Origin of the sequence: Pontibacter roseus DSM 17521 (genome assembly GCF_000373265.1) — a bacterium.
Lineage (GTDB): Bacteria > Bacteroidota > Bacteroidia > Cytophagales > Hymenobacteraceae > Pontibacter > Pontibacter roseus.
On the sequence record NZ_KB890761.1, the window covers coordinates 111,321 to 126,395 of the forward strand.

The window sequence follows — 15,075 nt, forward strand, 5'->3', positions numbered from 1 at the left end:
AGCTATAGGCAGTTTGATTCAGCGCTATACCTGACTCCTAAAAAGAAAAGGCGCCTCCCTTGCGGAAGGCGCCTTTTCAGCTTTTACACCGTTAGTTCTGGTTAAGGGAAGCGAACGGCGTCATACTGTGTGATATCCGTTTGAGGGACTCTGGCGTTATACTTCGTATTGATAGCCTTAATCATCTCATTCGCAACGATTGCATAACCTCGAGGTGTCGGGTGGACACCATCAAGAGAAAACAGGTTGCCTGTGATGAAAGCAGGAGAATAGTTAACTCCGTTAGCTGAGAATCCACCTAATATAGAATTGAAGTAAGTATTGGCATCAAACAGGGCAAGTCCTCTGGCATTAGCTTGTGCTTTTATGATATCATTGAAAGCTTCTGTTGTTGCCTGTACCAATTGTCGTTCCGTATTATCAAGCAACAAGGCGCTTGGCAATGGATTAAGGGCAGAAAGTCCAAACATGGCCGTAGTATCAATCTGGAAGTTCAGCAGAAGGCCTCCCAGCGTTAATCTAACCACAGCCGCATCCTGGCTTGGGCTTACCTGCCTAGCCAGGTCTCTCCAGTACCTGCCCGTTGGTTGACCTAACAAAGGAGCATAAGCAGCGGCAGTCAACGGGATGTACACACCGTTCTGGGCAGCATTTATCTGCTCTGCTGCCACTTGGATTCTGCTATTACCGGAGCCTGTAAGTGCAACGAAACCAGGTATGTTATTGGCAGCCAATGTCTGCTTTACAGAAGGTCCTACCGTAGTGAAGAAAGGGAGAGCCATGACATTTGGAATTGTTGCCAACACCCCTTTTTGTCCCTCAGCAGTCAAGGCGGTTATCAACTCAGAGTAGTTAGCATCGAATACAGCTGTCGGTGTGATTGACCGTGCGGGAGAGTTCAACATACCACCAGAGAATGCGCCACCGGATGTAGCATAGGCTAACACGTCATTATTCCCAATCCACATGCTGAAGAAGGTATGGTCGGCAGCCTGAACACGTTGCAGGTAAGTCTGTGAAGTGTTGTTGTCTGGCGTAATGCGCTCAAAATATGGATTACCCTGCGTGGAGCCGTAACCTGCCGTTTTCACATCAGCAACTTTGATATCCGGAACCGCAAGATTACTGATAGGCTCCAGGTATTTGGTGTACAGCCTAGGGCTTAAGCTCCGAATAGCCAGATTCTCGGTAACGTTCGCAGTAATAGGTGAGCCTTGTGGCGTGAAGCCTGCCAGGCGCAGGTAGCCTGAGCCATTACGCTGCTCCTCTGTGAAGAGCGGCTGCGCGAATTCACCTCCACCAACTTCTTGGAACTGCTCTGCCATGATTGCAGGGTAGGAGCTTAGCTGTCCGGCTCGGCTTAAGCCACCATCAGAATAACCAGCTGTCAGGGAGTTACCTACGGCCACGTACTTGGCAAAATCGGCCTCACCTGCGCTAGACGATGGGGTGTCAATCTCAGGGTCGCAGCTTGACAGGAGCACAGCAGCGAAAAGGGCCAGAGTGCTGGATTTATAGAAAAACTTTTTCATATGCTTTGAAGAGGAAATTAGAATTTGAAATTCAGACCAAGGCCAGGGATATAGGCAACAGATTTGTAAGTACCTCCAATGCCACTGGAGAGGTTGGATGCATCTGTTCTCTCTTTCTTGTTAATATACAGGAAGGAGGCATCGATGCTGAAGTTGTCAGAGATGGAGTAGCCTATACCTGCTGACAAGCCGCGTGAGTCTGCGTCTGGTGTTTCAGGTGTCAGGTAGCCTTCTTGTACCGGGGTCTTGTCCAAGTAAGCACCCGCACGCAGGGCCAGACCTTCTGCCACGTTGTATTCCGCGCCTATGCGGTAAATGAAAGCGTTATCATAGTTTCTGGCTGCTTCAGAAGATGGTCTGCCCGCTACGTTCTGGCTGAAGTCGAAACGAAGCGTCTCGTAAGCATCCCACCCTACGTAGCTCACGTCAGCTGCCAAAGTCAGCTGCTCCGTTGGCTTGAAACCAACACCCAGTGACAAGGTAGACGGCATAGGAAGCTCCGCGTTAAAGCTAGTGCCCTCTGGGAAGTTTGAACGGGCTCCTGCCGGTATGTTGCTGAACATCACATCTCCGCCTTCAACTTTCAAGTCAACCTGTGAGCGGTAGTTCAGGCCGATGGAGAGTTTCTCGGTCGCCTGGTAGAAGATGCCCGCGTTGAAACCGAAAGCCGGCTCCGCGCTGCCATCCAGTTCAATGGCGCCTTCGGCTCCGTTCTGGCCCTCTACAGGCAGGCTGCGCTGCAGGTTTACACTGCCCACCACATACGTAAGACCGGCGCCTATACCTAGCTTATCTGTAATGGCATAGCTCAGCGTCGGCTGCACGTAAATCGCCTGAAGCTTCAGCTGGTTCAGACCGAAGCGGCCACTCCACTCGTTGCCCCATTCCACGGTGCTACCAAACGGAGTATAGACACCAAGTCCGGCAGAGAATTTCTCATTTATGTTGTAAACGCCATACACCTGGAAAGGAGTGCCCAGCGGGTTGTCAGTACGGGCTGTAACACCTCCAGACTCAGGAGCAGAATAAGCGATTTTGGAGACAAGCGCACTACCGCCTATCGTTATGCCACTGTAGCCAAGGTGGCTCATGGCACCCGGGTTGAAGAAGATGCTGGAAGTACCAGTCAGTAGGCCGGTACCGGTATGGCCCATGCCAATTTGCCGCTGGCTGGCCAGGTTCACCTGGTAACCTCCGGCCATAGCCATGCCCGAGAGAAGTGTACCACCTAATAAGGCTAGGATTTTACGTTTCATATAAAGGGAATTAGTTGAATGTAGGGTGAAAATAAGGTTAAACAAATATAGGAAACATTAGCTATCGCAAAAGCTCCTCCCGTCGCTTTTTTCAAATATATTTTAATATCAGTCGAAAAATCAGGGGCACCCTCAACTGCCGCCCCAAACCAGCGCCGGCACCCACTGCCATACCTAGCTCCAGAGTCCAGGCCATCTCTTCAGTGAGGTCCAAGGAGAAGGCGTAATTTTTCTGTCGTCCGGTTTACCCCCGCACACCATTCTACGTTTACATACTCTCACTAAGAACATGCTATGCACGACAATAATAAGTATGACGTCATCATCATCGGGGGAGGAGCGGCTGGACTCAACGCAGCCATGATACTGGGCAGGTCCAGGCGCAAAGTGGTGGTGTTTGACAGCGGCAAACCCCGCAACCGGTGGGCAACCAACATGAACGGGTTCCTATCGAGCGATGGCGTCAACCCACGCGACTTCATACAGAAAGGCCGGGAGGAGCTTCGGAAATACAACGTAGAGATTATAGACATAGAAGTGGCCACCGCTACCTACAGCAAAGGCATATATGTAGTAAACGACGTGGAAGACAGGGTATACCACTCGCGCAAGCTGCTGCTCGCCACCGGCCTCAAAGACACATTACCTGAACTGGAAGGGATTGAGCCCCTGTACGGCAAGAGCGTGCACCACTGCCCCTACTGCGATGGCTGGGAAAACAGCGACAAGGCCATTGCGGTGTATGGCAAAGACAGAAGCGGCATCGGGCAGGCGTTGGCCATGAAAAACTGGAGCGATGACGTGACCCTTTATACCGATGGCACTGAGAAACTCCGCCGAGAGGACATGGAACTGCTCAAACTCAACGGTGTAAAGGTATGCACCGGAGCCATCGCGCGCCTGGAGGGAGAGGAAGGTATGCTGCAGCGCATTGTGCTGAAAAACGGGGAGTCGCGGGAGCAGCAGGCCCTGTTCTTCTCCGGCGAGACAAAGCAGCAGTCAGACCTGGGGCAGCAGCTGGGTTGTGAGTTCACAGGTAAGGGCGTTATCAAGACCCGCCGTCTGCAGCGGTCCAACATACCGGGCCTCTACGTGGCCGGCGACGCCGCCCGCGACATGCAGCTGGTGATTGTGGCCGCCGCCGAAGGGGCCAGAGCCGGCGTGGCCATTAACATGGAATTACAGCAGGAGGACCGGGTAAGGGAATAGGCGCTAGGCCACCTTGCCCTGATGGCTCGCCTGCTGCGCCATACCTTGGTTTCGATTCTGCTCCACAGGCTGGAAGAGGTGTTCCTGCAGGCAGTACCGGTAGCCTTCCACGAGCAGGTGCATGATGAGGTGCTCCACCGCAATGGGCTCACTCTCCTGCACCTGCCGCGTGTTGGAGAAGCGGATGTTGCTGGCGTCAATGATGGTGACCACGCCTGTACCAAACACCTCCACCTTATCTCCCCCTCTTATGATGATGCCGGTCTCTTCGCTCAAACCTATACCTACATAATGCGGGTCGTGGGCTACGGCGTGCGCCAATCGCCCGAACCTGCCCCGCTCCACAAAGTGGGTGTCCAGGTATACGTGCTGGATGAAGCCGAAACCCTCGGTGGTTTTCATCTCTCCTTTGATGAGTGAGTAATGGCCGTAGCCGTCATAAATCATCCGGTCTGACATGACCGCGGCTCCGGCGCTCGTGCCGGCAATGATGATGTCTTCCTCGTGATAGCGCCTCCGCATGATGTCCAGCAACTGCGTGCCGCCTATGAACTCCATTAACCGCACCTGGTCGCCCCCGGTGAAGAAGATGACGTCGGCTTGGGTGATACGCTCTATGTACTCGGGCTTGTCGGCTTCGTGCTCCTCGTCTATCAGCATGAACTCCGCCTTGCCGCAGCCAAGCTCTTCAAACGCTTCCTTGTAGGCGAAGCCAGACTCGGCGGGCTCTGTGGCCGCCGTCGCTATGATTTCAATATTGGAATTGATGGGGCATATTTCCGACCGGATGAGCTTGATGAGGTCATCGTCGTATCCGCCGCCAAGTGCTATCAGTGTGCCTTTGCTCATATGGTGTGCTGTGTTGAAAACCCTTGTTATACTGCCAACGCGCCCCGGGGGTTTGCCAGCAGCTATTCGTCCAAATCAGCCCTGCTTTTGCCTGACTTACCTGGACTGATGGGTAACAAGGATGCCTTTCTTTTGTTGTTTCGAGCTCTGCCTCAGGCGATTATTTTCTTTAGCGGCTCTGTCCGCGCCGCACATTTGTTCGCTTCCGAACACTGATATGTACGCTCCCGGACGCTTTCTCCTTCACTCAATCACTAAACTCTTACATAACACACTGACTTACAACGTTTTATACATGTGGCACACAAAATGTAATAGGTTCAAATGAAAGTAAAAAAAATTATAGTGCACCAAGCAACCTTTCCCTTGTAAGCACTATCTATTAAGTACTTAGAAAACAAAAACAGTCACCATAAAAATATAAAAGCCATGAAAATCTTAGTCCTTCTTTTCGCAATAGTTCTAGGTTTCGGTGCCACCTGCAAAAAAACCGCAGATGATGTTTCCGTAACCGCCATCAAGTACAAGCACCAGCAGGAGCTGAAAGAGTTCAGCCAGCAGCCAAACCTTCTACCAGAGGTGGTAATCGTTGCGCCTCGCGCATAACGCCACTCCCATACCCTACATAGAGCGCTTAACCTAATCACCAATTACCTACCAAAACCATGAAAATCTTAATTCTTCTTTTCGGAATGACAGCCGCGTTTGGCGCCGCCGGAAAAAAAACAGCCAGTGACCTGAAAGAAATTGCTATCAGAAACGAGCTGCGCGAGTACAAGACTTACCCTAACCTTCTGCCCGAAGTGGTGATTACCGCCCCACGGGTGGCCCCTGAAGCAGAACAGAAAAACGAGATTGCACCAGAATAAGCTTAGTACCCAATCGCTCCATTAGTCCAAAATAAAACCATGAAAATCGTACTTCTTTTACTTGTACTGGTAGCAGCCTTCGGCTTCGCCATGAAAAAGACCTTTGACTCCCGCGTACTGTTGGCCGAGCGCATCAAAACAGAGCGCAGCCTGGCTTGGGCAGAGCAGACAGCGCCAGAGCCCCGGACGGTGATTTTGCTGTAGCCGGGGCTACCGCGCCTCCCGGCAAAGCCGCCTCCTGCTGGTGCCCCACCATCAACGGTTCACAGTTTCTCCGTTCTTCAGTCTCATGTTATCACAAAGCATAAACGGCGCCTGCACATGGCGCTCAGTTCTGAAAGCTGATGCTGTAACAACAAATTTATGTGCCCCCTTCGCCAGCCCGGAAATGTTTTCCGGGCTGGCGTTTTTAATGACCAGGGTATAGCCAAGCAGCCCGACCTGGGTGGTCGGGCTGCTTGGCTTAGTTGTTCTGCTTCTTGAATATCTTGTCGAGGTCGATTCGCTTCTCAGGCTCCTGCTTCACGGGCTCCTCCTGCTCCTTGCCAAATGGCCAGCCCCGCTTCTTCTTGGGTGGTTCTTCTTTCTTCTTACCGAATGGCCAACCGGAGCGCTCTTCCTCCTCTTCTACTTCCTGCTTCCCAAATGGCCAGAGTTTTTTCTTCTCCTTTTTCTCGGCCAGTATCACGTAGCGTATCGAGATGCCTGTGGCCAGCTTGACCCAGTCCTCATGGTTGATATGCAGGGCCGGCTTCACATCTGCCGACAACAGGATGGGCAACCCGTTGATTTTATACTCTACTCCCAGGATGCCATCCACACCTGTGAATACGCCGTGGTCTTTGAGGTTGCCTATATGCCCGCCGGCGCCCAGGTAGTAGTTGAAGCGCTGGCCCAGAATAGGGAAATGCCGTTGGTAGAGCAGGGTGCCGCTGTACTCGCGCGAGCCCACCAAAGCCATACCTTCCAGTGTGCTTTTATCACCTAGCCTTTGCTGCACGGTGGCGCCAAACTCGTTGCCGCCTAAACGTATACCTGCCGCTGTTCTGTATTTCTGTGCCTGGCTTGCCGAGGCCACTCCCAACACAAGGAGCACTGCTAAAAAAAGTCTTCTCATCTCAAGTCTGTGGAGTCTGCTTGCTCCCTCACAAATATCTTACCTATTGTGCAAACTGCTATACCTGTCGCGCTGCTTTCTACACTTTGCGGTAACAATGCAAAATTTTAGCGCCAAACTTCCACCCAAGGGTATGGCAGCGTGCGAAGGAACAGCCTCTGTAACGCAAGGTGGCAGTAGTTCTTGCCTCTACAGATTAAAAACATAGCTTGCAGCGGCTAATAGTCTCCTTTGAAGCCTCCGCGGCCTGACTTCTTCTCCGACTGTTTGCGTTTTCTTTCCAGGCGCTTCCGCACCGAGGCATGGGTTGGCTTGGTGGCTTTGCGCTTTTTCTGCCGGGTCAGGGCCTGCCGCAGCAATTCATAGAAACGCTCCATACAGCGCTCCTTGTTCTGCAACTGGCTGCGCTCCGTCTGGCAAACCACCTGCAGATACCCCTCGCCGTTGATGCGGTTGGCGAGTTTCTCCTGCACCAGCGCCTTCTCCTCCTCGCTGAGCAGGGCGGAGCTGTCCACGTGGAACCGCAGCTCCACTTTGGTGGCTACTTTGTTCACATTCTGTCCGCCTGCCCCGCCGCTTCTGGAAGCCTGAAAGCTCAGTTCCGGCTCAAAATCGCGTTCTTTTATATCTATCACGTGTTGTATATAAGTGCTCTACATGAATCATTGGCCTACACCGGCTATACCTCCGCTAAATATACTGCATTCCTGTTACGTCTTTCTGACACTTCCTCCAGCTTTTTATGAGATTTCGGATTTCTACCTCATGCAGAAATACCTGCTTGTCTGCCTGCTGCTTCCTTGGCTTGCTGTGCCTATGGCGTCGCGGGCTCAACCATGTTCTGTCTAATTAGTGTGCAGCTATACGTGCGCGTTGCCGGAGAGGGCTAATCCTATCGTTTCATCTAGAGTGGGGCCAGACGAGTACCTTCTGTCCAAGTTTGCCAACGCCACCTACTTAAACCACAGTCCCTACCAGGAGCAGCCGGAGCTCTTCCAGAAGCATATCCAAGCTTTTCTGGTTTCTTGAATTAGGTTTCTTCCGTTGTCAGGTATACCGTGAGCCGCTGTCGCAAGGGGTGGTTCCTTCTTTTTTGAACAAGCCTTTCCGTAACCAAAGTCTGAAACTAAGCCGTATGCAATACAACCCGCAAACAAGACGGCTATACCTATGAAAGACGACAAACTGAAAATAGGCTACCACGCCTCCCATGAGCAGTTCAAACCAAGTGCGCTGCTACAGTACGTGCAACTGGCCCAGCAGGCGGGCTTCAACGCCTCTCTCTCCTCGGACCACTTCGCTCCCTGGAGTCTCGACCAGGGCGAAAGCGGCTTTGCCTGGTCCTGGCTGGGGGCGGCTATGCAGGCCACCGATTTATCGTTCGGCATTGTGAACGCGCCCGGGCAGCGCTACCACCCGGCCATCATCGCGCAGGCCGCCGCCACGCTAGCCGAGATGTTCCCGGAACGGTTCTGGGTAGCCATGGGCAGCGGACAGTACATCAATGAGCAGATAACCGGCGAGCACTGGCCCGTGAAGGAAGACCGCAATGCCCGCCTCAAGGAATGCGTTGACATCATCCGGGCATTATGGGCTGGCGAGACGGTGACGCACCACGGACTCGTGCAGGTGGAGGAGGCGAAGCTCTACACGCGTGCGCCCATACCCCCCAAAATCATAGGGGCGGCCATCACCGAGAAGACAGCGGAGTGGGTGGGCGGCTGGGCCGATGGTTTGATTACCGTATCCAAACCGCCAAAGGAGCTGAAAAAGATGGTGGAGGCCTTCCACAGAGGCGGCGGCGAAGGCAAGCCCATGTACCTGAAGGTGCAGCTGTCCTACGCCGACGATGAGAAGCAGGCGCTGCAGGAGGCGCATGCGCAGTGGCGTTCCAATATCTTCCCAAGCGCGGTGCTCTCTGACCTGCGCAAGGCGGAGCAGCTGGAGCAGGCGGCCATGTTCGTGCGCGAGGAGGACCTGCGGGAGCATGTGCGCATCTCATCTGACCCGAACCAGCACGTGGAGTGGCTGCAGCAGGACATCGAACTAGGCTTTAGCCAGCTGATGCTGCACAATGTCAACCTGCAGCAGGAGCGCTACATCGAGGTGTTCGGGGACAAGGTCATTCCGCAGCTCCTCCGCTGAGCCAAGGGGGCTTCAACTTAAGGCTTAGTTGTGCGTTACAGGTATAACACATCAGGTATAGGAACGCTATGAAATGGTCGCTGAATCTGGGCAGAATAGCAGGCATCAAAATCCTGGTGCACTGGACCTTCCTCATTCTCCTGGGCTGGATTGTGTTCTCGGAGATGCGGCGGGGCAGCGATTTCACCACCACGTTGCTGTCACTGGCCTTTGTGCTCACCATCTTCCTGTGTGTGGTGCTGCACGAACTGGGCCACTCCCTCACCGCCCGCCGCTTCGGCGTTCCTACCAAGATGATTACGCTGTTGCCCATAGGCGGCGTGGCCAGCCTGGAGCGTATACCTGAAAACCCCAAACAGGAGTTACTCATAGCCGCTGCCGGTCCCGCGGTGAACGTAGTGATTGCGTTGGTGCTCTGGCTGGTGCTGCCTCCGCTGCGCGACATCCCCAACGAGGAGTTCTTCAGCCGCATCACGCCTGCCAATTTCCTATACCTGCTCTTCTTCGTCAACCTTATGCTGGTGGTGTTCAACGCCATACCTGCGTTTCCGATGGATGGGGGCCGTGTGCTGCGGGCGCTGCTGGCTTTTAAACTGGGGCGAGTGCGGGCTACGCAGATAGCGGCAAACCTAGGGCAACTGCTGGCCATCTTCTTTGTGTTCATCGGCTTCTTCTACAACCCTTTCCTGATACTCATCGGCTTGTTCGTTTTCTTTGGGGCCTACTCCGAGAACATCATCGTGCAGCATCTTGAGTTCCTGCGCGGCCACCTCGTGCGCGAGGGCATGATGACCAACTTTGTCACCCTGGCTCCCACCGAAACGGTGCGCGATGCCCTGAGCAAACTCCTCAACGGCTCGGAGCATGACTTCGTGGTGGAGCAGGACGGCCAGGTGGTGGGCACGCTGACCCGCATGCAGCTCATCCAGGCCGTGAAGGAGGAACAGATAGACACTTCTGTGTCGGAAGTCATGTCGCAGGAGGTGCGGGCCTTCAACGTGCAGGACAAACTGGCGGAGGCTTATACCGAGCTGCAGAAGACAAAGGCCCCGCTATACCCGGTACTGGAGAACGGCCGTCTCGCCGGGGTCATCAACACCGACAACATCAACGAGTTCATCCTCATTAAGTCCGCCCTGTCACATTAGCAATTCCGCCTCGGCTATACCTTGCGGCTGATTAAAGCCCCCAAAATTCAAGCGCGGAATACTTACAGCGTGCCTTTTTGGCTACAGCTATACCTTATAATTGCTAACCCTTCACTTAAAATACGAAAATAATCGTACTTTACTTTACCATCTTACGAAACGTTTCGTATAAAGAGGTAGTGCAACTTTCCTCACAAGTCACCTCTCTTTCTTATGATGAACCTGAACCAATCCCAGAAACCCACAGACTCGGAGCTGGAGATACTGCAGGTGCTGTGGCAGCATGGGCCCAGCACGGTGCGCTTTGTACACGAAGAACTGAGCAAAACCAAGGACGCCGGCTATACCACTACGCTCAAACTCATGCAGATTATGGCCGAGAAAGGCATGCTGCAGGTAGACAAAGCCACCCGCTCCCACGTGTACGAGCCGGTACTGCAGGAAGAGGACACCCAACGCCGCCTGTTGGACCGTTTCTTAGACACCACCTTCCGGGGCTCCGCCATGAAAATGGTCTTGCAGGCACTCGGCAACCACAAAGCATCTAAAGAGGAACTGGACGAGATACGCGATTTATTAGATAAAATGGAAGGAGGCGACAAATGAACTTCAACCTTGGATTCCTACCCGAAACACTGACAAATGCCTTAGGTTGGGCACTGCTCCACTCGCTGTGGCAGGGCGCTTTGACTGGCCTGGTGCTGGCCCTGCTGCTCATCCTGCTCAACCGGCACTCCGCCAGACTGCGCTATACCGTCTCCATGCTGGGGTTGGCCACAGAGCTCGTACTGTTCGTAGCCACCTTCATCCGGTACTATTCCAGCGAAGCGACTACCAATATGGTTGCCGGTACTACACTAACATTCAACATACCAACAGAGGCAGCAGCTGCCCCTGAAGTGACCATGACGGTATGGGAGCGGCTCTTGGACACGGGCAAACTGTATTTCACCACGCACCTGCCCCTGTTCGTGAGCCTTTGGCTGCTTGGCCTGCTGCTCATGACACTCCGTTTTATGGGCGGTCTGGCCTATGTGCAGCGCCTTCGCCACTACGGCACCCATACGCTAGGCCAGCACTGGCAGGAGACGCTGCAGCAGGTCAAGCAGCGCATGGGCGTGCACCACAGCGTGCGGTTCGTGGAGTCGGCGCTGGTGCAGGTACCCATGGCCATTGGGTATTTCAAACCAGTCATCCTTTTTCCCATAGGGGCCATTACCGGGCTTAGCCAGCAGCAGGTGGAGGCCGTACTGGCACACGAATTGGCCCATGTGTTGCGCCACGACTATCTCTTCAACATGCTGCAGCAGGTCATGGAGACGCTCTTTTTCTTTCACCCGGCTGTGTGGTGGATGTCGGGCATGGCGCGTACGGAGCGGGAGCATTGCTGCGACGACATGGCCGTGAAAGCCTGCGGCGACCGCGTGACCTATGCCCGTGCCCTAGCACAGCTGGAGGGGATGCGCATGCCCGCTGCGCCTACCTATGCCGTTGCGCTTACCGGCAGCAAAGGCACACTGCTCACCCGCGTGAAAAGGCTGGTGTACGGCGCTGACCTGCGCCCCTCTTTCAGCGAAGGTTTCCTGGCGGCACTTGTGGTGGTGGGTGGTTTCATGCTGCTTTCCTTCGGGGCATGGGCCGGCATGAAACAGCCCGTGGAGGAGCCGAGCTATACCTTGACAACCGAAGAGGAGGCCGCACCGCCAGTGCCCAGCCCCACGACTGAAGCCGATACCGAGGCGCTGGAGGCGACCTCTCTTACTATGCAGGACTCGCTGGGCAGGTCCACGGATGTGATTATCATCAAAAACAAGAAAGGCAAAGTCACAGAGCTATACGTCAATGGCAAGCGCATCCCTAAAAAGGACATCCCGCAGTTTGAAGGGCTGATAAATCAGCGCCTGCAGGCTACTAAGCGGGCTCCGCGCATAAAGCAGGAAGAACGGGCTGCCGCCCTACGGGCCACAGAAGAGGCCATGGCCAACGTAGACCGCAACGGCAACTCCTGGCGCTACAGCTACAACTACACTGTTCCCGACAGCATGGACTTCCATTTTGATGTACCGCCTGTGCCACCCATACCGCCAATGCCTCCCATGCCTCTTATACCTCCCTTGGCTTTCAGTGAAGGAGATGAGAAGATTAAAAAACAGGCCCAGAAGCAGCATGAGGAGGAGATGAAGAAGTATGAAAAGGCGATGCAGCAGTATGGCGAGAAAATGAAGCAGTACGCCGCCCAGGTGGAGTCCACCAGAACCCATGTGCCCGATATGCGCCGGCACGAGGACATGATGAAGCGCCACGGCGAGAATATGGAACGGCATGCAGAGAACATGCGCCGCCACGAGGCCAACATGCGCACCCATGAGGAGCGGATGGAAAACATAGAGAAGGCGCGGCAGGAGATGGTGAAGGATGGCTTGCTGAAAAAAGACGAGCAGCTTACCGACTTCAGCATCAGCGACGAGGGCCTTTTCATCAATGGGCAGAAGCAGTCGCAGGCCCTGTACAACAAGTACCGCAACCTCCTCAAAACCAAAGAAGGCAAAAGCTTTGACCTTACCTACAAGCGCGACGGCGACAACGTACAAATCGACTCAAAACAGTAGCCCGACCAGCACTTTGCTCCCGAAGCCCTCACCTGAAACAGGTGAGGGCTTTTTTTACTATATTTGGGTTTAAACTTAACACACCCCTGCTTGTTCTTTTGCGTAAGAAGACGATACACCAATTTTGACCAATATTTCCATACAACACGCTACCAGAAAAACAGTCACCTCGCACCATACTATATGACCACTTCATACCTCACGCCTATCAGCTCCGGGTCTCTGCGATTTGCGGCTATTCTTTTGTTACTGCTTTCGGTGCTTTCAACCCAGGCTTTTGCCTCCGAAGGACTCCACATGGTCCCTATTTCCATTGAAGAGCGGACAAAGGCCGCGGACCTGGTAGTGGAAGGAGAAGTAGTGGCACAGCGCTCCTTCTGGGACGCCCGCCGCGAGAACATTTATACAAGCAATACCATCCGGCTTTACAAGGTTTTCAAGGGCGAAACCCGCGCCCAGCAGGTGGAGGTGATAACAGAAGGCGGTACCATTGGTCTTACCAGGCACACCGTCTCGTCTGCGCTGCAGCTATACCCAGGGCAGCAGGGCTTGTTCTTCCTGACCAAGGGGGCACGCGCAGGTATAGCGGCCGGCGCAGCGGCTCAGGTCATGAGCGCCTATGGCAGCCGGCAGGGTTTTGTGAGATACGACACCGAACAGGGCACAGCAGCGGACCCTTTCAACACCTACGGCACGGTGCAGGAGGTATACGGAGCGGTAACCAAGAGAACGGGCCGCAGCTACAGCACCGTGGCGGAGAATGTGCGCCTGCGAAACGCCACCCTGAAACAGAGCCAGCAACAGCAGGTACAGGCCGCTGCTTTGGCTCCCGTCGTCACCACCTTTTCGCCTGCCATCACCAGCGCCGGCACTAATGCTGTCCTGACCATCAACGGCACCGGCTTTGGCAACTCACGCGGCAATGGCTTTGTGGAGTTCCGCAACGCCGATGATGGCGGCAAAACCTTCGTCAAGCCATACCCTACTGATTACGTTTCCTGGTCAAATACTCAGATACGGGTGCGGGTGCCCTCCGCGACGCCTGATGGAGGCACTGCCGGCACCGGCCAGGTGCGGGTGACAGCCGCTGACGGCACGTCCAGCCTCAGCCCTGGAACACTGACCATTGAGTTTGCCTACTCCAACGTGGTGGCCGAAGGCGGAGACAGCGCCATGCAACCGGTCATGATAAACAACGACAGGAACGGTGGCTATACCATACAGCTCGCCCCCAGCATACAAGGCAGGGCGGCTGCCCAGGAGGGCTTCCGGCGCGCCATGAACAGCTGGGTGTGTACTACCAACGTGAACTGGAAAATAGGCGCCCCCACCACCTCTGAGACGACCGTGGACGATGGCAGGAGCGTGATTCGGTTCGCATCAGGCTCTGACGTAGGCAGCGGCGTGCTTGCCCGTACCATCAGCCGCTACAACGGCAGAATCTGCGAAGGCGATACACTCTTCTGGCTGACCGAGTTCGACATGGAAATCAACAGCGGCATCAACTGGCAGTACGGTCCCGGCGGGCCTGGCCCGAACCAATTCGACTACGAGACGGTGGTGCTGCACGAGTTAGGCCACGCACACCAGCTGGGTCACGTCATCCTGCCCAATGCCATCATGCACTACGCCATCGAGTCGCGCAGAATCATCCGCGATTTGGGTCCGGCTGATATCCGGGGAGCTAACCTGGTGATGGCCCGCAGCACGGTCGCCAACATCTGCGAGCGGCCACCCATGACCCCTAACCTGTCAGGCGACTGCAACCTGGCCGAGGAAGTCTATACCTTCGACGCCACGTTCAACTCCTCCAACACGGTCAATGTGGTTTGGACCACCAACACAGAAACAGGCATCGATTTTTACGAGGTGCAGCGCAGCCCGGATGGTCAAAATTGGGAGGACATAGGCGAGGTGGATGCCAAAGGTCCCGGCAACTATACCTTCAATGATACCAGTCCGCTGCCCCGCAGGAGCTATTACCGCCTGCGCGTGCACTATGCCAATGGCTCTGATGCTTTCTCGGCACGGGTACAAGTGCTCAACCCGGAGAACCTGCGCAACTTGCTGGTATACCCCAACCCGGTAGACCCAGCGCGTGAGATTCTGCAGGTGGAGTACCTGGTGCGGAGCAACACGAAATTGAGCCTGCAACTGTACGACGCCCATGGCAAGCTGGTGCGGGAGACAGAAGCTACTTTGACCGACGCCACCGACCTGGTTGAAATCAATGTCTCGAATCTGGCGGCGGGTGTATACCTGCTGCGCTGGAGCGAGGGCACCAGCAGCGGTGTGGTGCGGGTGCTCAAGCTGTAGCTTAACAAACCAGAAGGGCGAGCAG

Annotated in this window: 14 protein-coding genes; 9 read left to right on the forward strand and 5 right to left on the reverse strand. The window is 54.6% G+C overall.

Annotated elements, in window-relative coordinates:
* Nucleotides 1-101 precede the first annotated feature (101 nt).
* Complete coding sequence (locus B051_RS0100490; RefSeq protein ID WP_018476203.1) at nt 102-1,532, reverse strand: SGNH/GDSL hydrolase family protein; 1,431 nt, start codon at nt 1,530-1,532, stop codon at nt 102-104.
* Nucleotides 1,533-1,549: 17 nt separating this feature from the next.
* Nucleotides 1,550-2,788 carry an OmpP1/FadL family transporter gene (locus tag B051_RS0100495; protein ID WP_026236103.1) on the reverse strand — a complete coding sequence of 413 codons (1,239 nt, stop codon included), beginning with the start codon at nt 2,786-2,788 and terminating at the stop codon, nt 1,550-1,552.
* Between the two features lie 294 nt (nt 2,789-3,082).
* On the opposite strand from B051_RS0100495, the gene B051_RS0100505 reads away from it, so the two are divergent.
* Nucleotides 3,083-3,997 carry an NAD(P)/FAD-dependent oxidoreductase gene (locus B051_RS0100505; RefSeq protein ID WP_018476206.1) on the forward strand — a complete coding sequence of 305 codons (915 nt, stop codon included), beginning with the start codon at nt 3,083-3,085 and terminating at the stop codon, nt 3,995-3,997.
* 3 nt (nt 3,998-4,000) lie between these two features.
* Here B051_RS0100505 and B051_RS20655 read toward each other — a convergent pair whose 3' ends face one another.
* The gene (locus B051_RS20655) at nt 4,001-4,846 is read right to left on the reverse strand and encodes a cyanophycinase (protein WP_018476207.1); all 846 of its coding nucleotides are present in this window, start codon (nt 4,844-4,846) and stop codon (nt 4,001-4,003) included.
* 429 nt (nt 4,847-5,275) lie between these two features.
* Here B051_RS20655 and B051_RS22320 point away from each other — a divergent pair, with 429 nt between their 5' ends.
* The 3 genes from B051_RS22320 to B051_RS22330 are packed head-to-tail and all read left to right on the forward strand — an operon-like array spanning nt 5,276 to nt 5,919.
* On the forward strand, nt 5,276-5,452 hold the full coding sequence (locus B051_RS22320) for a hypothetical protein (protein ID WP_018476208.1): 177 nt from the start codon (nt 5,276-5,278) through the stop codon (nt 5,450-5,452).
* A gap of 59 nt (nt 5,453-5,511) precedes the next feature.
* Nucleotides 5,512-5,715 (forward strand): hypothetical protein, encoded by a 204-nt coding sequence (locus B051_RS22325; protein ID WP_157578428.1) that lies wholly within the window; start codon nt 5,512-5,514, stop codon nt 5,713-5,715.
* A gap of 39 nt (nt 5,716-5,754) precedes the next feature.
* Nucleotides 5,755-5,919, forward strand: a complete 165-nt coding sequence (locus B051_RS22330; RefSeq protein ID WP_018476210.1) for a hypothetical protein — start codon at nt 5,755-5,757, stop codon at nt 5,917-5,919.
* Between the two features lie 259 nt (nt 5,920-6,178).
* Here B051_RS22330 and B051_RS0100530 read toward each other — a convergent pair whose 3' ends face one another.
* Together B051_RS0100530 and arfB are read right to left on the reverse strand one after the other, a co-directional pair.
* Nucleotides 6,179-6,832, reverse strand: coding sequence for a hypothetical protein (locus B051_RS0100530; RefSeq protein WP_026236104.1), 654 nt, complete (start codon nt 6,830-6,832; stop codon nt 6,179-6,181).
* 218 nt (nt 6,833-7,050) lie between these two features.
* Nucleotides 7,051-7,467, reverse strand: a complete 417-nt coding sequence (gene arfB, locus B051_RS0100535) for an alternative ribosome rescue aminoacyl-tRNA hydrolase ArfB (RefSeq protein WP_018476212.1) — start codon at nt 7,465-7,467, stop codon at nt 7,051-7,053.
* A gap of 535 nt (nt 7,468-8,002) precedes the next feature.
* Between arfB and B051_RS0100545 the strand changes: the two genes are divergently transcribed.
* The 5 genes from B051_RS0100545 (at nt 8,003) to B051_RS0100565 (ending at nt 15,050) form a co-directional block, all read left to right on the forward strand.
* Complete coding sequence (locus tag B051_RS0100545) at nt 8,003-8,977, forward strand: TIGR03885 family FMN-dependent LLM class oxidoreductase (protein WP_018476214.1); 975 nt, start codon at nt 8,003-8,005, stop codon at nt 8,975-8,977.
* A gap of 68 nt (nt 8,978-9,045) precedes the next feature.
* Nucleotides 9,046-10,125, forward strand: a complete 1,080-nt coding sequence (locus tag B051_RS0100550; RefSeq protein WP_018476215.1) for a site-2 protease family protein — start codon at nt 9,046-9,048, stop codon at nt 10,123-10,125.
* A 213-nt stretch (nt 10,126-10,338) separates the two neighbouring features.
* Complete coding sequence (locus B051_RS0100555; RefSeq protein WP_018476216.1) at nt 10,339-10,731, forward strand: BlaI/MecI/CopY family transcriptional regulator; 393 nt, start codon at nt 10,339-10,341, stop codon at nt 10,729-10,731.
* Nucleotides 10,728-12,734 carry a M56 family metallopeptidase gene (locus B051_RS21865; RefSeq protein WP_018476217.1) on the forward strand — a complete coding sequence of 669 codons (2,007 nt, stop codon included), beginning with the start codon at nt 10,728-10,730 and terminating at the stop codon, nt 12,732-12,734. The genes B051_RS0100555 and B051_RS21865 overlap by 4 nt, the downstream gene beginning before the upstream one ends.
* A gap of 183 nt (nt 12,735-12,917) precedes the next feature.
* Nucleotides 12,918-15,050 (forward strand): T9SS type A sorting domain-containing protein, encoded by a 2,133-nt coding sequence (locus B051_RS0100565; RefSeq protein WP_018476218.1) that lies wholly within the window; start codon nt 12,918-12,920, stop codon nt 15,048-15,050.
* The last annotated feature ends 25 nt before the right edge of the window (nt 15,051-15,075 follow it).

What these genes read in the sequence shown, in the direction of transcription:
- B051_RS22330 (WP_018476210.1), top strand. Translation starts at nt 5,755, where the DNA reads ATGAAAATCGTACTTCTTTTACTTGTACTGGTAGCAGCCTTCGGCTTC.
- B051_RS0100530 (WP_026236104.1), bottom strand. Translation starts at nt 6,832, where the DNA reads ATGAGAAGACTTTTTTTAGCAGTGCTCCTTGTGTTGGGAGTGGCCTCG.
- B051_RS0100505 (WP_018476206.1), top strand. Translation starts at nt 3,083, where the DNA reads ATGCACGACAATAATAAGTATGACGTCATCATCATCGGGGGAGGAGCG.
- B051_RS20655 (WP_018476207.1), bottom strand. Translation starts at nt 4,846, where the DNA reads ATGAGCAAAGGCACACTGATAGCACTTGGCGGCGGATACGACGATGAC.
- B051_RS0100545 (WP_018476214.1), top strand. Translation starts at nt 8,003, where the DNA reads ATGAAAGACGACAAACTGAAAATAGGCTACCACGCCTCCCATGAGCAG.
- B051_RS0100550 (WP_018476215.1), top strand. Translation starts at nt 9,046, where the DNA reads ATGAAATGGTCGCTGAATCTGGGCAGAATAGCAGGCATCAAAATCCTG.
- B051_RS0100555 (WP_018476216.1), top strand. Translation starts at nt 10,339, where the DNA reads ATGATGAACCTGAACCAATCCCAGAAACCCACAGACTCGGAGCTGGAG.
- B051_RS0100495 (WP_026236103.1), bottom strand. Translation starts at nt 2,788, where the DNA reads ATGAAACGTAAAATCCTAGCCTTATTAGGTGGTACACTTCTCTCGGGC.
- B051_RS0100565 (WP_018476218.1), top strand. Translation starts at nt 12,918, where the DNA reads ATGACCACTTCATACCTCACGCCTATCAGCTCCGGGTCTCTGCGATTT.
- B051_RS22325 (WP_157578428.1), top strand. Translation starts at nt 5,512, where the DNA reads ATGAAAATCTTAATTCTTCTTTTCGGAATGACAGCCGCGTTTGGCGCC.
- B051_RS0100490 (WP_018476203.1), bottom strand. Translation starts at nt 1,532, where the DNA reads ATGAAAAAGTTTTTCTATAAATCCAGCACTCTGGCCCTTTTCGCTGCT.
- B051_RS21865 (WP_018476217.1), top strand. Translation starts at nt 10,728, where the DNA reads ATGAACTTCAACCTTGGATTCCTACCCGAAACACTGACAAATGCCTTA.
- B051_RS22320 (WP_018476208.1), top strand. Translation starts at nt 5,276, where the DNA reads ATGAAAATCTTAGTCCTTCTTTTCGCAATAGTTCTAGGTTTCGGTGCC.